The organism is Fulvivirga sp. (assembly GCF_040218215.1).
Lineage (GTDB): Bacteria > Bacteroidota > Bacteroidia > Cytophagales > Cyclobacteriaceae > Fulvivirga.
In genome coordinates this window covers 29,663-44,564 of the sequence record NZ_JAVJQL010000010.1, presented here as the reverse complement: position 1 = coordinate 44,564, position 14,902 = coordinate 29,663, and the positions used below count along the sequence as shown (strand labels likewise).

Below are 14,902 nucleotides of genomic sequence, written 5' to 3'. Positions count from 1 at the left end.
TTTATTTTAAGTTACTAAATAGTTCGTCTAAGTTGCCCATTGCCATGGTAAAGCCTTCTTTAAAGCCCATTTCGATGATTTTTTCCAGATCTTCCAACGTATCATGTTTAATGGAAACATTCACTAGCGTAGTCTCACCCTGATTAGTAAATTTTGTGCTCCAGGCTGAACGCGGCATGGCATCACTGATATTGCCCTCAAGATCGCAAAAGGCGTCTAAGTGCTTGAAACTGTTTTTGGTATCAATTTCCGAATAATCAGCAAGGCACCAGTGTTTATCACCTGTAGGGCCTTCCATGGCATATAACCAGCGGCCACCATTTGTGAAATTCATTGATTTGGTTTTGGTTACATAAGGCTTTGGTGCCCACCATTTATCAAGCATTTCAGGTTTTGTCCAGGCATCCCAGACTAACGAATGCTCAGCGGCAAATTCTCTTTTTACATTTACCGTGCTATTTTCTTTATCTACAGTAAAGTCGAATAATAAGGTTGGTTTCATGATAATGATATTTTGGTTGATAGGTATTTTTCAAGTTTCTCACAGTTCTGTGTCAAACCTTCTGCAGCATTGTGTGCTTTTATTATGGCTTTCATAATTTCTGAAGAATCGAACATTACGCTCCATTTTATGTGGGTTTTGTCACCATCTGCTTCAAAAAGAACAGTGGTAATGAAGTGCGGATTAAAGTGCTCAAAGACTATTTTTTTGTGCGGGATAATCTCTTTGTACACGCTTCGGTTGGCGTAATCAGTACCATCTGGCCCGTGCATCGTAAATAGCCATTCTCCACCTTCTTTTACATCCATGGTTTTGATGGTGTTGGTAAATCCGGTCGGTCCCCACCAGTTTTTAATATGATCAGGCTCTGTCCAGACTGTCCAGACCAGCTCGATAGGCGCATTGAAGGTGCGCTCAATTCTCATCGTTCTGTTTTCTGTATTATCCATTGGTTTTTTTGTTTTGAAGTTGTGCTAAGTAGTTATCCAGGTTATCGAAACGATCCTCCCAAATCTTGCGAAACTGCTCCAGCCACTGATCTATCTTTTTCATGTTGTCTACTTTTAGTTCGTAGAAAATCTCTCGACCCTGCTGGTTCGACTGGATCAGGTCGCACTCGCTGAGCACGGTCAGGTGCTTGGAGATGGTAGGGCGCGCCACATCAAAGTTGCTGGCAATAGCCCCGGCCGACATGGTTTGCGCAGTAAGCAGAACAAGTATTGCCCTGCGTGTAGGGTCGGCTATAGCCTGGAAGGGGTCTCTTCGTAGTTTCATTGTGCTAATGGTTTTTATTATGTAGCCATTTGACTACAAATATATATGTAGCTATTTAGCTACGCAAATTAAGGACGTAAATTTTTATTAAACTTTCAATCAAATATTCTTATTGAAGAAGATATTTGGACTGTTAATGCAGCTTAATAATTGCAGAAGATTAGAATATGAAATATGGATATTTGTTATGTTGTATTATTGATGAGCCATTAATAGTTAAACTCAGTTCTTTTTCCATATTCAATTGTAGCAATGACTCTATTAACATAAGTATTGGTGACCTTGACGCTCCCATCCTGATCAATTTTTCTCTTTTGCGTCATTTCGACCTCAATGGAAAATGTATTAGAAAAATGAATATCGCCATGTAAAACTTGATTTTTAAAAGCAAAGTCATTCATTTCAAAAGTTATTATTTCTGTATTGTAGAAACCTTTCCATCTAAATTTGCCAGGTTTAATTGTAGGTGAAATTACGTCTATTTCTGCTTTAGTAATTATAAGATCAGGTAGGTCATCAGACTTTAAAATAAAATTATGAAAGCCTTTTCTTGGAATGTGCCTCGGAGGGTTAATTGGAATTTCATTATTGAATCTTTGAATTTCAATTGCTTCTACTTTACGATAGTTCTGCAACTTTTTATAAAGATTTGATTTACGCCAAGAGATTTTATAATTAGTATTTACTAGTTCTACTGAGTCTTTTAATTTGTCATCATCTAAATCTTTATCTTCTTGAAGAAATTCAAGGTTTAATTTATCTAATTCTTTTCGTTTTAATTCATTGTCTAACTTTAGATTTTCTATCTGAAGTTTCGTGAGCTCTTCGTTTTCGGCAGGAAATCTAGAAAGTACAATCGTAGTAATACTAATTATTAAGGTAATTTGAACAGAGTTTTTTCCAAGAAATTTCCAAACATCTTTAAACCCTCCTTCCTGAGAAGGAAGAGTTTCCAGTCGAATATCCAGCCTTAAACTTTCGGCTACATCTTTAAATAAATGAAGTAGTTCTTTTTCACATTCATTTCTCAAAGACGCATCAATGGAATGACTGTCATCTTTGAATAAGTAATGAAATTGAAGCTTATTTGAACTTTCTATCACGATTTATTAATTGACTTAATTTCATTAAGCTGTTAAAATTAGATTTAAGACTCTCAACTTAGTTTCTGTACATTGTATTAAATATCGCTATTTACCTTTAAAAAGTAATAAAAATACTTAAATAGTTTAATTGTAAGGTCTTGATTAGAAAGTATAGGGAGACTGCCGCGTCCTGCGTCCTCGCAGTGACGTAAAACTGTAGGGTTTCAGACAGATTATATTAGAACGTCCTTCCTGAGAGCGCAGCGAGTCAGGAATCTTCTTTAATATACAGATTCCGGTCTTTCTCGTTCCTCGAAAACCGGAATGACGGACTGTTCTAGGTCTGCGAGGCACAGACATTAGACGGCAATCTGATAACAGATCCAAGACTAAAATTTTTCATCCACCAACTCTTTATTTACTACCGCGCCAGCAACATTTCCAGCTGCTACGGCATTAGCAACAGAGCGCATACCTGAACTGTTATCACCACAAGCATAAACGCCTTCTACGGTAGTTTTTTGCATCATATCTACTTTAATAAAGCCGGCTTCAGTAATTTCACAACCCAAATCGGCAGGAATTTGAGAGTGCTGCTCAAAAGGTAGACCGGCATATATTGCATTAAATTTTTCTGCGCTGCCATCATTGAAAATCACTTTGCTTATATAGCCATTTTCATGCTCTATTGCGGCAACCTCTTTCTCAATTATAGAAATTTTATTCTTCTCCAGTTTGGCAAATTGCTCAGTGTCAAATTCTGCTTTACCTGAAGTTAATATAGTCAGATCATCTGTGAGGTTGTTAACCAATCCGGCATAATGCAATGCCTTTTCACCATTTGCCATAATACCGGTCTTTTGCTTTCGAATTTCATAGCCATGGCAATAAGGGCAATGAACAACAGAAATTCCCCAGCAGTCAGCAAAACCTTTTACGTTAGGCATAATATCACGAATACCCGTGGCGAATATTAGTTTCTTCGCTGAGAGGTGATTGCCTGTTTTTGTAGCAATGGTAAAGCCATTATCCGTCTTTTGTCCACTAATAGCCAGATCATTTAGAAATTGAACGGTGTTATATTTCATCACTTGTTCCTTTGCTTTTAATGCAATAACTGTGGGTTTTTCTCCGTCCTGAGTGATGAAGTTGTGTGAGTGAGGTGTTTGTTTGTTGCAAGGCATGCCACTATCTATAATCAGCACTTTACGCAACGATCGGCCAAGTGCCATAGCTGCAGAGAGTCCTGCATAACTTCCACCTATTATTATTACTTCGAAATGAGTCTCTTTCATTATCAGGATTGTTTTGTGAGTGCAACATTATTGCATTGATGCAAATATATCATCTCTATAGCTTATTGCAACAATGTTGCATTTAATATTTTTATTCATCAGATCGATGGGTTTAACATATCTATAACAATGTGAAGCGTTCACCCATTTTCTTGTACAAGTTGTATGATAATATCCCCCATTCGTGTAAATCTTCATTGTTAACATTCTTTAACATGTTAAATTCATAGGTAAGAATCATTTCGTATAGATTTGATTATAAAAAGGTCAACAATCTCAAAACAACAACAACATGCTCAAGAATTACATCAAAATCGCTTTTCGCGGATTTACCAAGAATTTATCTGCGACCTTAATTAATGTCATAGGCCTTTCTATAGGCCTGGCCTGTTTTGCCCTGATTTTCGTTTATGTGCAAAATGAACTCAGTTATGACACTTTTCATAATGACTATGAGAAGATTTATCGTGTCACCACTATAGATCAGGCACTGGGTGTTTCCAGCAATAATGTAGGCATTACCAACCCTATAATGCCAAAAGCTGCTGAACGTGAATTGGCGGATGTGGTGCTTTCAACCCGTATTTCAGGGCAAGGCAGACAGCGCGTGGAAAATGGTGATGATGTGGTATTTGCCGAAAATGCCAAATATGTTGAGCCGTCATTTTTTCACATGTTTAACTTCCCTATGGTGGAAGGCAGTGATACAGCCAAGTTTAATGCTCCAAGGAAGCTATTTCTAACCGAAGAGTTTGCCCAGCGTACTTTTAAGACTGAAAAACCTTTTGGCAAGCTGCTTAATATTGACGATGAAGACTGGGAAGTAGTTGGGGTGTTAAAAGACACCGATCTCAATACACATTTAGAGATGGATTTGATTTTGTCCATGTACCTTACTCAGGCAGACTCGAATTTTGCGCAGTATTTAGATTCGTGGCAAGGATTGGGAATGGTTGGTTATGTGAAACTTAATGATACCGAAAATGCCAACTCTGTAGAAGCCCAAATGAATGATCTGGCCCATAGCAATGAGGTGCCGGACTTTTGGATCACAAAACTTCAGCCTTTGAAGGACACGCACCTTTTGTCAGCCAATATCCTGTTTGATGGTAATAATGCCAATAAAGGAGATATCATTTATGTCTACTCACTTTCAGCCATAGCACTGTTTGTCATTCTCATAGCTGCCTTCAACTTTATGAATTTGTCTACCGCAAAATCATCATCCAGGGCCAAAGAAGTGGGAGTTAGAAAGGCGATGGGGGCGCTCAAGGGATCGCTGGTTACACAGCATTTAAGTGAATCAGTGCTCATTTGTATTTTATCCTTTATTATATCGCTGGCCCTGATTGGCATTATTTCCATTTATGTGCCCTTAGGTGTTGATGGAAATGTATTTACTTACCTTATTAACCATCCTTTAATTCTGGCTGAACTATTTGGTATAACTATAGTAATTGGTTTGTTGGCAGGTTTATATCCGGCATTTGTACTTTCAAAATTTAATTCAACAACTATTCTCAGAGGGCAGTTCCAAACCAGCAAGAGCGGTGTTTGGTTGAGAAAGATATTGGTAGTAAGCCAGTTTGTGGCTTCTATCACATTGATTATAGCCACACTTCTTGTAAACAGGCAGCTCGATTTTCTTAAGAATAAAAACTTGGGCTTTTCTCAGGAACAAGTGCTGACCATGAGTATGAATGATCAGACATTGCGTGAAAAAATGGTTACTCTACGCGATCGACTGTTGCAGTATGATAACATTTCAAATGCAGCCGTGACCTCTAACATGCCTGGCAGAACTTTTGGCAGGACAGGGGTGACCCCGGAAGGCCGCCCTGAAGATGAGGAGAACTGGATTGTAAGTGCTTTATCCTTTGACGAGCATTTTCTGGATGCTATGGGTATTGAGGTATCAGAAGGAAGGAATTATTCACCAGAATATGGTACTGATCAGCAGGAAGGAATAATAGTCAATGAAGCTTTCATTAAACAGGTAGGCTGGGAGAGTGGCATTGGTAAAAAATTGACCATGGGCAATGATCAGGAGCGCACCATTATTGGGGTGGTGAAGGACTTTCATTTTGCTTCTATGCGTCATGCTATTGAGCCGTTGGTAATGTTTTATAATCCAAATGCCAACGGAAACCTTTCTGTGAAAATCAAAGGTAATGTCAATGAAACGGTAAGTTATATTGAATCCGTTTGGGCAGAGATGTACCCAGATTATCCATTTGAATATGAATTTTTCGATCAGGAATTTGCCCAGATGTTTGAGGCAGATGATCGTTTCTCAAGTCTTGTTATGGGCTTTACCTGGTTGGCCATTTTAATTGCCTGCCTGGGTCTATTTGGCCTTTCAGCTTATGTGGCAGAGCAACGTAAAAAGGAAATTGGAATTAGAAAAGTATTGGGGTCGAGCGTGCAGCAGGCCGTTATGTTGCTGTCAAAGGAGTTTGTGGTGCTTATCATAATTGCTACTGTTTTGGCCTTCCCAATATCATACCTTGCAGTAACAGAGTGGATGAGTGACTTTCAGTATAAAATTGATTTATTGTCTATTTCTTCAATTGTGGTGTTCTTCCTAGCGGGAGCGCTGGCTATTGGCATCGGTTTGCTTACTGTAAGTTACCAATCGATAGCTGCTTCGGTGGCTAATCCAGTCAATTCATTGAGATCGGAATAAGATTTTAAAACTAAAAAAAACTTGACTTAAAAGTTGGTAAGTAAATAATGAAGTCGATGTTATTCTTGTGACATTCAATTTCTCTGTGGCTTACTCTGTGATCCCCGTGGTTAACTAAAAACCGCTGAGATCACAGAGGGGCACAGAGAACTCTTTCAATGCAATTAATTTTCAGTCTCTCTTTTTTATGCTCACCTTTAGGTTGTCCGGATACATTGTAAAGGCGAATACCTCTTTTACATCTTTAGGATCAACTTCTAAGGTGAAATCGAAGTTTTTGAGAAGCATGGCAATAGCCATCTTCATTTCGTGAAATGCCAGATTACGACCCGGACAAAACCGCGGGCCAGCACCAAATACTTTGATGGTTTGGGGACTATGGTTCTGTAAATGTGGACAGCCATTGGGAATCCAGCGATCAGGAATAAAGGCATCCGGCTCTGAAAAATGCTCATTATGAGTTTGTGGCACTTTGTTTTGCATCATCACGGTCATGCCTTTTTTGATCTCATAGTTTTGGATGGTCACATCTTCCAACGCCTGCAAATACAGGTTCGGGGTTACGGGTTTCAACCTCATTACTTCCATGGCAACGGCTTCGGTATATTTTAAAGCCGTCAATTGTTCATTAGTAGAAGGAAGAGAATCTTCACCAAGCACTTCCTGAATTTCTTTTCTAAGCTTTTCTACAACCTTTTCATTTTGGCACAAGTAGTAGATTATCCATGAAATGGAATTGGAAGTGGTATCTTCACCTGCAAGGAGAATGGTAAAAACATTGCCAAATACTTCCTTATCTGACAATCCGCCTTCTTTTTCTTGTTCTACTAAAAGCGCTTCAAGAAAGTTGGTGGGGTTTTGCTTAAGCTCCGGATGGTTGGTAGGACGCTCTTTAGCTTCATCAATAAATCGCTGCACAAAGGCTTCAATTTCAACTAATGCATTTTCAAATTCCTTATCATCCTTTGACTTGATCAAACGCCACAAGGGTATAGGGCTGGTGATCCTTTTGTTGATCATCGGAAAGATTTTTTCCAGATGATTCTGGATTACGTCCCCATCTTTTTCCAATGTGTTGATGTCATAGCCAAAGGCGATATTGGTGGTGATGTCCACCGTGTAACGCATCATCTCTTTTTGGATATCTACTATTTCTCCATTCTTATTCGCCCATCGCTGCATCAATCGCTCAGTTACTTTATGCAGTGTAGGCAGAAAACCCTGAACATTTTTTAAGTTAAGCGCCTCTGAGGTAAGCTTTCTGTGATGCTTCCATTGATCACCTTCAGCATTGAAAACGCCAATAATGCCCACTTCTTCCAGGATCTCATTGATCTTATAAAACCTTCGAAACTTATCGGGGCGACTTTTTAGGATTTCATTATTTAGGTCAGCATTACCTGATACCATAAACTTTTTCCCTGCCAGACTAATTCTCAATACAGATCCAACTTCATTCACCCACTTTTCAAGCACGGTATGCTTTTCGTTAGCGGCAAATTCTTTGAGATTGCCAAATATTGGTTTCCCTTTTGGGGCAGGAAGGTCTTTGAAATTGATGGTTTTAGTCATAGGGTAAATATAAGGACTTGAAAAGATAAGTATGGTTAGATACATTTTGTTTTGCAAGCTGGAAAATGAAATTAGAGGCGAACAAAATTTTTTGAATTGGGTATAACAATAGATGAAACATAAAAACAAAATATACATTGTCTTAATTATTCTAATGCTGGCTAATTCATTTAATGGTAGAGCACAGACATTTGTTGGTGACAAGCAAGAGATAGAAAGCATTTTGAAAAACATCAAGAAGTTTTCTAGCAGCTATATGAATGCTGATTACGAGGCAATTGCTCGTGCTTATACTCCTGATGCTAAAATTCTTCCTCCTGGAGCAGATATTATAGTAGGTTATGCTGCAATTAAAAAAAGATGGACACTGCCAGAGGGAATAAAAATATTGCTCCATAAGGTAAACCCAACAGAAATTACCATAGTAAATAATATTGCATATGATCTTGGTTACTATAATGGTAAAACCCAAAGAAAAGATGGCTCTGTAGTGGAGTGGAAGGGTAAATATTTGATTGTTTGGAAAAAGGTTGAAGGAGAGTGGAAAATCTATGCAGATGCCTGGAATGATATTAATGATTGAGTAGCATCGTTGTTGGAACCACGCCTTAGACAGAACTGGATATGAATAGGAAGCTTTTTAATATTTTAAAACAGCTCCTAAAGCTCAAGGCTCATAGACTTTCCAATAGGTATAATTCTGTCGTTGATTTGCACATTCTCATTCGTATAGGAATCAATATGCTTCCGGTTGATCACAAAAGACTTATGTATGCGTGTAAAATCCTTTGACAGGTTTTCTTCTATGTCTTTCAGCGAGCTGTAGCTTATCAATGGCTTCCGGTCAGTGAAGTAATAGGTCACATAATTGCCGAGTCCCTCTACATAGGTAATGCTATCTACCGGAACTCTGTACGTTCGCTTGTCAGCTCTTATTTCAACAAGGCTTTGTTCTTCCATTTGATTAGAGGCCTTTTCAATTTTCCAATAATCGTACATCTTCAAAGCGGAAAGAAACAAGACTGTTGAATTGACCAAAATTATGGCTCTGATTGTATCCCAGGCAGAGAAAAGCTCAGTAGTGATTTCACTAAAAATAAGATCATAGTAATAGTAAATGAATATCCTTTGAAGCAGCCCCGCTCCCAGAATGAGAAGTAGGTATAAGCCAATAAAATTCAACAGTTTTTCTTTCAAAAGGTACCGGGGCATCAGGTAGTGCATAGAAAGGTATGATGCAGATATTATGATGGGCATCAAAATGAATTCTAACCCAAAAGACTCATAGTATCTGCCATCCTTCGCCCAAACAAAACTGAAAAGCACATAGTAGGCAATCCAGAAAATAACATGATAAATGATGCCGATATTTTTTGCGGAGGGTTTTTGAGACATGTGTTTAAAATGGATGTAGAATAATACCTGTCATACGCATAAATATAGATGTCGATGGCATAAATACCAGTTTTTATTCAATTCTAGCCACTATAATTGGCTAAAACTTAAACTCGACATGCGACAAAAATTCACCCATATTACAATTTTTACCTATCTGTTCCAGCTAGGCGTCTTATTTAATGTATATGCTCAGGAGCTGCCTAGAAGGGCAACCTGGCAGGCTAGTATTAGTTATCCTTCAGGTAAGCCTGGCGCTACTATTCAGTCAATAGAAGCAAACAGTCCACTGCAGAAAGCCGGGCTTCAGGCTGGCGATGTTATTTTAAAAGTGAATGGCATTATAGCCGATTCAGGTGAGTCATGGACAAGTATTTATTATGGTATAAGAGCAAAGCAAGATACTAAGCTGCTAGTGAGAAGAGATAGTGAGGTGTTTGAAAAAACTGTGCAACTAAATGAAGTCGGAAAGGAGAAACATACTGATTTGGATATTCGGTATGAGGTCGTGACCAGTGACTATGATATTGCTCAAAGAACTATCATCACAATCCCCACGAAGAAGGGGGACAAGTACCCGGCCATATTTATGGTTCAGGGTTTGAGCTGTTCATCAATAGAAAATTATGAGGGCCGACAGGGAAACTACCCCAAAATGATCAATGGGCTGGTAGAAGAATCAGGAATGGTAATGATGCGGGTAGAAAAACCAGGCGTAGGGGACAGTGAAGGTGACTGTGCTTCTACTGATTTTATTACTGAACTGGAAGGCTATAGAGCAGCTTTGCGAGCATTGAAGGGTAAGGAATATGTTGATACCACCAAGATTGTGATTTATGGAGCAAGCATGGGCAGTGCTTTGGCTCCGGTTTTAGTAAATGAGTTTAATCTGGCTGGGGTTATTTCTGATGGGGTGTTTTTCAAGACTTGGTTTGAACATATGCTGGAAATAGAACGAAGGTTAAGGCAGATGGAAGGTGATGATGAGGCAACAGTGGCCAGGAAAATGAATGAGGTGTTTATACCGCTTTATTATGAGATGTTAATTAAAAAAAGAAGCTATGAGGAGATTATTAATGACTATCCAGCAATTGCAAAGGAAGTTTATCACCCCATGAATCATATGTATGGAAGGCCACTGAGTTATTATCAGCAGTTGCAGGACTTTGATCTGGCCAGCGCCTGGCAGAATATCAAAGTGCCTGTAAGAATACTGAGAGGTGAAAATGACTGGATCATGTCTGATGTTGACAATACCATGATCATTGATGTTTTGGATAAAGTAGGTCATAAAGATCACAAGCTTGTTCGTTATCCCGGCCTCGATCATTGGAATACTATCCATGAATCACCAGAGAATTCTTATTTCGGAAAGCCCGGCCAATGGGATCCGAAAATACTGGAGTTGGTGGTTAATTGGGCAAGGGAGATGGTGGGGATGGAATCGGTAACGCTGAATAACTAAGGCATTTCATTAAGCGAAACACTTTATAAGGATCCCGGAAATTTTATTCCATGAAGGGAATTTTGGAATAAAATTTCCGGGATGACTCTCTAATCCCCAAAATACATATTAATAAAAGCATTGTTTAAACTGCTCTCAATGTGATCTTCCTGATTATCCGGCAACTCCCATAAAAAATCCAGGCCTGTTAGCTGCTCTATTTCATCAATGGTCTTTTTGTGGTCCTTTATCTTATCACTTCTGGGTGTATCCTGATCAAAGAAAAAGGCCGCAGCACTAATATTGCTGCCTTCCTGAATACAAATAATTTTCCAGTAACCACTGGGCACTTTGTGAGTTTCATCGGCATTCGGAAGAGGAGGCATGGTTCTTTGATAGACCGGACCTGTCATCACATATACTTCACCTGTGGCTTTTACCAGCTCTCTAACTCTGGCTTCTAAAAGCTGCCAAGGACCTTGGTTAAGGTCAGCCTTCTGAGGAGTAATATTACTTAGGAAGTTAGTATGCGAAGCATGTCTTGATCCTTTAAACGAGGCCAAAGGCGCCTGATGGCCCCGGTCTGAGTCTAAATCACGAGATGCATCTTTATAATCATCATGAGAACTTGGGCTTGGCTCCAGCGTTTCTTCTTCAGCAAGCCATGGATCGGCTTTCCAGTTTCTTTCAACGGTTAAGTCGCCATCAACTTCATGCATGGATAGTCGGTATGCCACCCAATCGGCAAATTTTGTGTCGTCATTATTTGAAAGCGCATAAATATCCCTAATAATCAGGTCATTGGTTGCCGGAGTGCCATATGGATAGCCGTAGAAAAAATGTTTGCAATGAATCTCCTGCCTAGACTGGCTTACTGCCAGATGTGCGGATAATAAAAAGAAGAAAGTGTAGAGTGATTTCATAAGATTATAGCATCAGGTTTTAATTGTATTGTAATATACAACCCTTCTGTCATGAGTTTAAGTACCCAATGTTATAAATCGGTTAAATCAACTCTTCTTTCGCTGAATAGCGGTTTTATAATGAAAACAGCTCCTGCGGAATGGCATGAAAACCGCTCTTTTGAACCACTTTTTCCACATCATCTACTTTTACCAGGGCTGATGTGTAAACAGTGAATTCTATGGGGAAAATACTCCGGTCAATAACCACATCTTCTACCCCTTTGATTTTTAATATTGATGACTTTATGTACGCTAAATCTTCATCTTTTTTAGCATTAGTTCCGAAAACTTTACCATGGTTACCGGGAATTACATTATCTTTTAAGAAGCCCATATTTATCAATTTAAGTGTGAAAATTATAAATAGAGCAAAGACCTTAGACAGGTTTTTGTTCAGGTATATATTCTTAAACGAAAAATGGGCAAAAAAATGCCATCAGAAACTGATATTTTTAGTAGAAATATACCGATTTATTAAAATGAAAAATACACTTAAGCTTGAGGAGGTTGGTTTGCTTCTGCTATCAACAGGATATTATTTCACACAATTGGACTTGGGGTGGGGATGGTTTTTGGCGCTGTTCTTCGTGCCAGATTTAGCGTTTATTGCCATCGTAATTAATAAGAGAGTAGCCACTGTGGCGTATAATTTTATGCATCACAGAGGCGTAATGGCTCTGGTAATCATCACTGGGTACCTGTTAAAAAATGATATAGTACTCATGTGCGGAATTGTCTTTATGGCTCACTCCTTTTTTGACAGGGTACTGGGCTATGGCCTTAAGTATTTCGACAGTTTTGATCACACCCATCTGGGGTGGATTGGGAAGAGCAAGCATAAGAATGGATAGGCACATTCTTGTACTTGAAGACTTTCAATCTATTTAGAAGGCTTGTTACTCATATAGTAAGTTAGCTTACCTCCATTCATAAACTGATCGTGAGTAATGTATCTGCTGTTCAGCTCTTTGCCATTGAGTTCTATTTTCTTTACAAAAACATTTTTATCACTTTGGCCTTTCGCTTCAATTTCAAAGGTCTTTCCATTTTCTAAACGTAAAGACGCACTTTTTATAGCTGGGCTACCGAAGTAGTATTTATCAGAGCCTGGAGCCACAGGATAGAAGCCCATAGCGCTGAACAAATACCAAGCACTCATTTGACCAAAATCGTCATTTCCTCCTAGTCCGTTAGAAGCAGGTTTGTACATTGCTTTCAAAATCATCCTCACTTTGTCCTGAGATTTCCATGGTGCATCCGTCCAGTTGTACAAATACACTACATGGTGTGATGGCTCATTGCCATGAACATAGTTACCTATAATACCGTCTCTGGAGATGTCTTCTGTATCAGCAAAATACTTGTCTGGCAGCTCCATGGAGAACAGAGAATCAAGGTGCTGAGTAAATTGGCTTTTTCCACCCATCATGTCAATCATGGTGGCAGGATCATGAGGCACATACAGACTGTAGTTCCATGAGTTGCCTTCAATAAACCCTTGTCCGTGCGTATTCAATGGATCAAAATCCGCCTTCCATGAGCCATCATCTAGCTTAGGACGCATAAAGCCCGTTTTGGCATCATAAACATTTTTGTAATGTTCTGATCGCTTTATGAAAGTGTTATAAATACCCTCTTCACCAAGTTTTTTCGCCATTTGAGCAATACACCAGTCATCGTAGGCGAACTCCAGTGTTTTAGAAACCGAAGCGCCACTTTTGTCTTCTGGTACATAGCCTTTGTCAATATAATACCCCAAACCATCGAAGTACCTGGTGTTGGCAGTTTGTACACATGCATCCAGTGCTCTTTTCACATCAAAATCAGCATTGCCTTTTATCACAGCATCAGCAATAACAGGAACACTGTGATACCCGATCATGCACCAGTTTTCGTTGGCATAGTGTGACCAGATGGGCAGCATTTTATGCACACTTTGGTCATAATGAGCAAGCATGGACTCAATCATCTCCTGATTCCGCTTGGGCTGAAAAATATTGAAAAGCGGGTGTAGTGCCCGGTAAGTATCCCACAGCGAAAAGCTGGTATAATTGGTGAAACCATCAGCTTTATGAATGTTCTGATCCAAACCTTTGTATTGACCATCAACATCCATGTAAACGGTAGGTCCTAAAAAGGAGTGGTACATCGCAGTATAGAAGTTCGTCATTTCACCCTCACTGCCTGCATCAACAATCGCTTTGCTCAGCTCTTTATTCCATTGGTTTTGTGTTTGTTTTTTCACTGCTTCAAAATCCCAATTTGGAGTTTCAGCATACATGTTCTTTAGAGCGCCTTCGGTACTTACTGAAGACAACGAGAACTTAATTTTGATCTTTTCTTCCTCTGCTGTATCAAAATCAAAATGAGCTCTTATTTTCTCATTGGCAGCCTCGGGGAAGTTGTTTTCCTGATCAAAACGTCTCCAAAAACCTTTATAAACATGCTTCTCATTACTTTGAAGTCCATAGGATTTAAAGGGCTTACTAAAAGCCATGGCAAAATATACCGTTCTTGTTCGTGCCCAGCCGTTTGATTGCCTGTAGCCAGTAATTAAAGTGTCATTTTCAACCCGAACAAAAGTCCAGGTATTTTTCTCATCATAGTTATAAATGCCATGCATCAGATCCAGAATGATATGAGCATCTTTTGATTCTGGGAATGTATATTGATGCATGCCCACTCGGGTAGTAGCAGTCAATTCAGCAGTGATGTTGTGGTCATCCAGTTTTACTTTATAATACCCTGCCTCGGCTTTTTCATTGTCATGAGAATAGGCAGAGCGAAAACCGCTTTTTGGCTTATCTGCCGTACCCGGATTCATTTGAAGTTTTCCTGTAGTAGGCATTACTAGAAAATCACCAAGGTCTGAGTGGCCAGTACCGCTGAAATGCGTATGACTAAACCCTACTATGGTTGGATCATCATATTGATAGCCTGCACAATATTTATAAACATCGGGGTTATACTTGCCATTAACTGCATAAGGGATAGTATCAGTATCAGGACTGAGCTGTACCATGCCGAAAGGAGCCGTTGCACCAGGGTAGGTATGTCCCATTCGGGCAGTGCCAATCATTGGGTCTACATATTTCACCAGGTTTTGCGATGATGTATCCTGAGCGAAACCAGAAATGCAGATTGATAAATTGATTAAACTGAAACCTATTATTTTCTTGAACAT

14 protein-coding genes are annotated in these 14,902 nt (G+C 39.2%); 4 read left to right on the top strand and 10 right to left on the bottom strand.

Annotated elements, in window-relative coordinates; translation table 11 throughout:
- Position 1 precedes the first annotated feature (1 nt).
- The 5 genes from RIB54_RS03480 to RIB54_RS03460 all read right to left on the bottom strand — a co-directional run bounded on the left by RIB54_RS03480 (position 2) and on the right by RIB54_RS03460 (position 3,656).
- Positions 2–502, bottom strand: coding sequence for an SRPBCC family protein (locus tag RIB54_RS03480; RefSeq protein WP_350099297.1), 501 nt, complete (start codon positions 500–502; stop codon positions 2–4).
- Complete coding sequence (locus RIB54_RS03475) at positions 499–951, bottom strand: SRPBCC domain-containing protein (RefSeq protein WP_350099295.1); 453 nt, start codon at positions 949–951, stop codon at positions 499–501. Before RIB54_RS03475 ends, RIB54_RS03480 begins: the two co-directional genes overlap by 4 nt.
- Positions 944–1,276, bottom strand: a complete 333-nt coding sequence (locus tag RIB54_RS03470; protein WP_350099294.1) for a metalloregulator ArsR/SmtB family transcription factor — start codon at positions 1,274–1,276, stop codon at positions 944–946. Before RIB54_RS03470 ends, RIB54_RS03475 begins: the two co-directional genes overlap by 8 nt.
- A gap of 209 nt (positions 1,277–1,485) precedes the next feature.
- Positions 1,486–2,379: a hypothetical protein gene (locus RIB54_RS03465; RefSeq protein ID WP_350099293.1), complete on the bottom strand. Its 894-nt coding sequence runs from the start codon at positions 2,377–2,379 to the stop codon at positions 1,486–1,488.
- Positions 2,380–2,750: 371 nt separating this feature from the next.
- Positions 2,751–3,656 carry an NAD(P)/FAD-dependent oxidoreductase gene (locus tag RIB54_RS03460; RefSeq protein WP_350099292.1) on the bottom strand — a complete coding sequence of 302 codons (906 nt, stop codon included), beginning with the start codon at positions 3,654–3,656 and terminating at the stop codon, positions 2,751–2,753.
- 292 nt (positions 3,657–3,948) lie between these two features.
- Here RIB54_RS03460 and RIB54_RS03455 point away from each other — a divergent pair, with 292 nt between their 5' ends.
- Complete coding sequence (locus RIB54_RS03455; protein ID WP_350099291.1) at positions 3,949–6,342, top strand: ABC transporter permease; 2,394 nt, start codon at positions 3,949–3,951, stop codon at positions 6,340–6,342.
- 171 nt (positions 6,343–6,513) lie between these two features.
- On the opposite strand, the gene RIB54_RS03450 is transcribed toward RIB54_RS03455, so the two are convergent.
- The gene (locus tag RIB54_RS03450) at positions 6,514–7,914 is read right to left on the bottom strand and encodes a cytochrome P450 (protein ID WP_350099290.1); all 1,401 of its coding nucleotides are present in this window, start codon (positions 7,912–7,914) and stop codon (positions 6,514–6,516) included.
- A 154-nt stretch (positions 7,915–8,068) separates the two neighbouring features.
- Between RIB54_RS03450 and RIB54_RS03445 the strand changes: the two genes are divergently transcribed.
- Positions 8,069–8,497 (top strand): YybH family protein, encoded by a 429-nt coding sequence (locus RIB54_RS03445; protein ID WP_350099289.1) that lies wholly within the window; start codon positions 8,069–8,071, stop codon positions 8,495–8,497.
- Between the two features lie 77 nt (positions 8,498–8,574).
- On the opposite strand, the gene RIB54_RS03440 is transcribed toward RIB54_RS03445, so the two are convergent.
- Complete coding sequence (locus RIB54_RS03440; protein WP_350099288.1) at positions 8,575–9,309, bottom strand: LytR/AlgR family response regulator transcription factor; 735 nt, start codon at positions 9,307–9,309, stop codon at positions 8,575–8,577.
- Between the two features lie 118 nt (positions 9,310–9,427).
- Here RIB54_RS03440 and RIB54_RS03435 point away from each other — a divergent pair, with 118 nt between their 5' ends.
- Entirely contained in the window at positions 9,428–10,774 is a 1,347-nt protein-coding gene (locus RIB54_RS03435; protein ID WP_350099287.1) for a PDZ domain-containing protein, read from the top strand.
- 89 nt (positions 10,775–10,863) lie between these two features.
- On the opposite strand, the gene RIB54_RS03430 is transcribed toward RIB54_RS03435, so the two are convergent.
- Both RIB54_RS03430 and RIB54_RS03425 read right to left on the bottom strand, forming a co-directional pair.
- On the bottom strand, positions 10,864–11,676 hold the full coding sequence (locus tag RIB54_RS03430) for a DNA/RNA non-specific endonuclease (protein ID WP_350099286.1): 813 nt from the start codon (positions 11,674–11,676) through the stop codon (positions 10,864–10,866).
- Between the two features lie 115 nt (positions 11,677–11,791).
- Positions 11,792–12,052 carry a hypothetical protein gene (locus tag RIB54_RS03425; protein ID WP_350099285.1) on the bottom strand — a complete coding sequence of 87 codons (261 nt, stop codon included), beginning with the start codon at positions 12,050–12,052 and terminating at the stop codon, positions 11,792–11,794.
- Between the two features lie 145 nt (positions 12,053–12,197).
- On the opposite strand from RIB54_RS03425, the gene RIB54_RS03420 reads away from it, so the two are divergent.
- Positions 12,198–12,569: a DUF4260 domain-containing protein gene (locus tag RIB54_RS03420; RefSeq protein WP_350099284.1), complete on the top strand. Its 372-nt coding sequence runs from the start codon at positions 12,198–12,200 to the stop codon at positions 12,567–12,569.
- 29 nt (positions 12,570–12,598) lie between these two features.
- Here RIB54_RS03420 and RIB54_RS03415 read toward each other — a convergent pair whose 3' ends face one another.
- Entirely contained in the window at positions 12,599–14,902 is a 2,304-nt protein-coding gene (locus RIB54_RS03415; RefSeq protein ID WP_350099283.1) for a GH92 family glycosyl hydrolase, read from the bottom strand.

Excerpts from the sequence above, each read along its gene's own strand:
- RIB54_RS03480 (WP_350099297.1), bottom strand. The coding sequence starts at position 502 with ATGAAACCAACCTTATTATTCGACTTTACTGTAGATAAAGAAAATAGC.
- RIB54_RS03475 (WP_350099295.1), bottom strand. The coding sequence starts at position 951 with ATGGATAATACAGAAAACAGAACGATGAGAATTGAGCGCACCTTCAAT.
- RIB54_RS03470 (WP_350099294.1), bottom strand. The coding sequence starts at position 1,276 with ATGAAACTACGAAGAGACCCCTTCCAGGCTATAGCCGACCCTACACGC.
- RIB54_RS03460 (WP_350099292.1), bottom strand. The coding sequence starts at position 3,656 with ATGAAAGAGACTCATTTCGAAGTAATAATAATAGGTGGAAGTTATGCA.
- RIB54_RS03455 (WP_350099291.1), top strand. The coding sequence starts at position 3,949 with ATGCTCAAGAATTACATCAAAATCGCTTTTCGCGGATTTACCAAGAAT.
- RIB54_RS03450 (WP_350099290.1), bottom strand. The coding sequence starts at position 7,914 with ATGACTAAAACCATCAATTTCAAAGACCTTCCTGCCCCAAAAGGGAAA.
- RIB54_RS03445 (WP_350099289.1), top strand. The coding sequence starts at position 8,069 with ATGCTGGCTAATTCATTTAATGGTAGAGCACAGACATTTGTTGGTGAC.
- RIB54_RS03440 (WP_350099288.1), bottom strand. The coding sequence starts at position 9,309 with ATGTCTCAAAAACCCTCCGCAAAAAATATCGGCATCATTTATCATGTT.
- RIB54_RS03435 (WP_350099287.1), top strand. The coding sequence starts at position 9,428 with ATGCGACAAAAATTCACCCATATTACAATTTTTACCTATCTGTTCCAG.
- RIB54_RS03430 (WP_350099286.1), bottom strand. The coding sequence starts at position 11,676 with ATGAAATCACTCTACACTTTCTTCTTTTTATTATCCGCACATCTGGCA.
- RIB54_RS03425 (WP_350099285.1), bottom strand. The coding sequence starts at position 12,052 with ATGGGCTTCTTAAAAGATAATGTAATTCCCGGTAACCATGGTAAAGTT.
- RIB54_RS03420 (WP_350099284.1), top strand. The coding sequence starts at position 12,198 with ATGAAAAATACACTTAAGCTTGAGGAGGTTGGTTTGCTTCTGCTATCA.
- RIB54_RS03415 (WP_350099283.1), bottom strand. The coding sequence starts at position 14,902 with ATGTTCAAGAAAATAATAGGTTTCAGTTTAATCAATTTATCAATCTGC.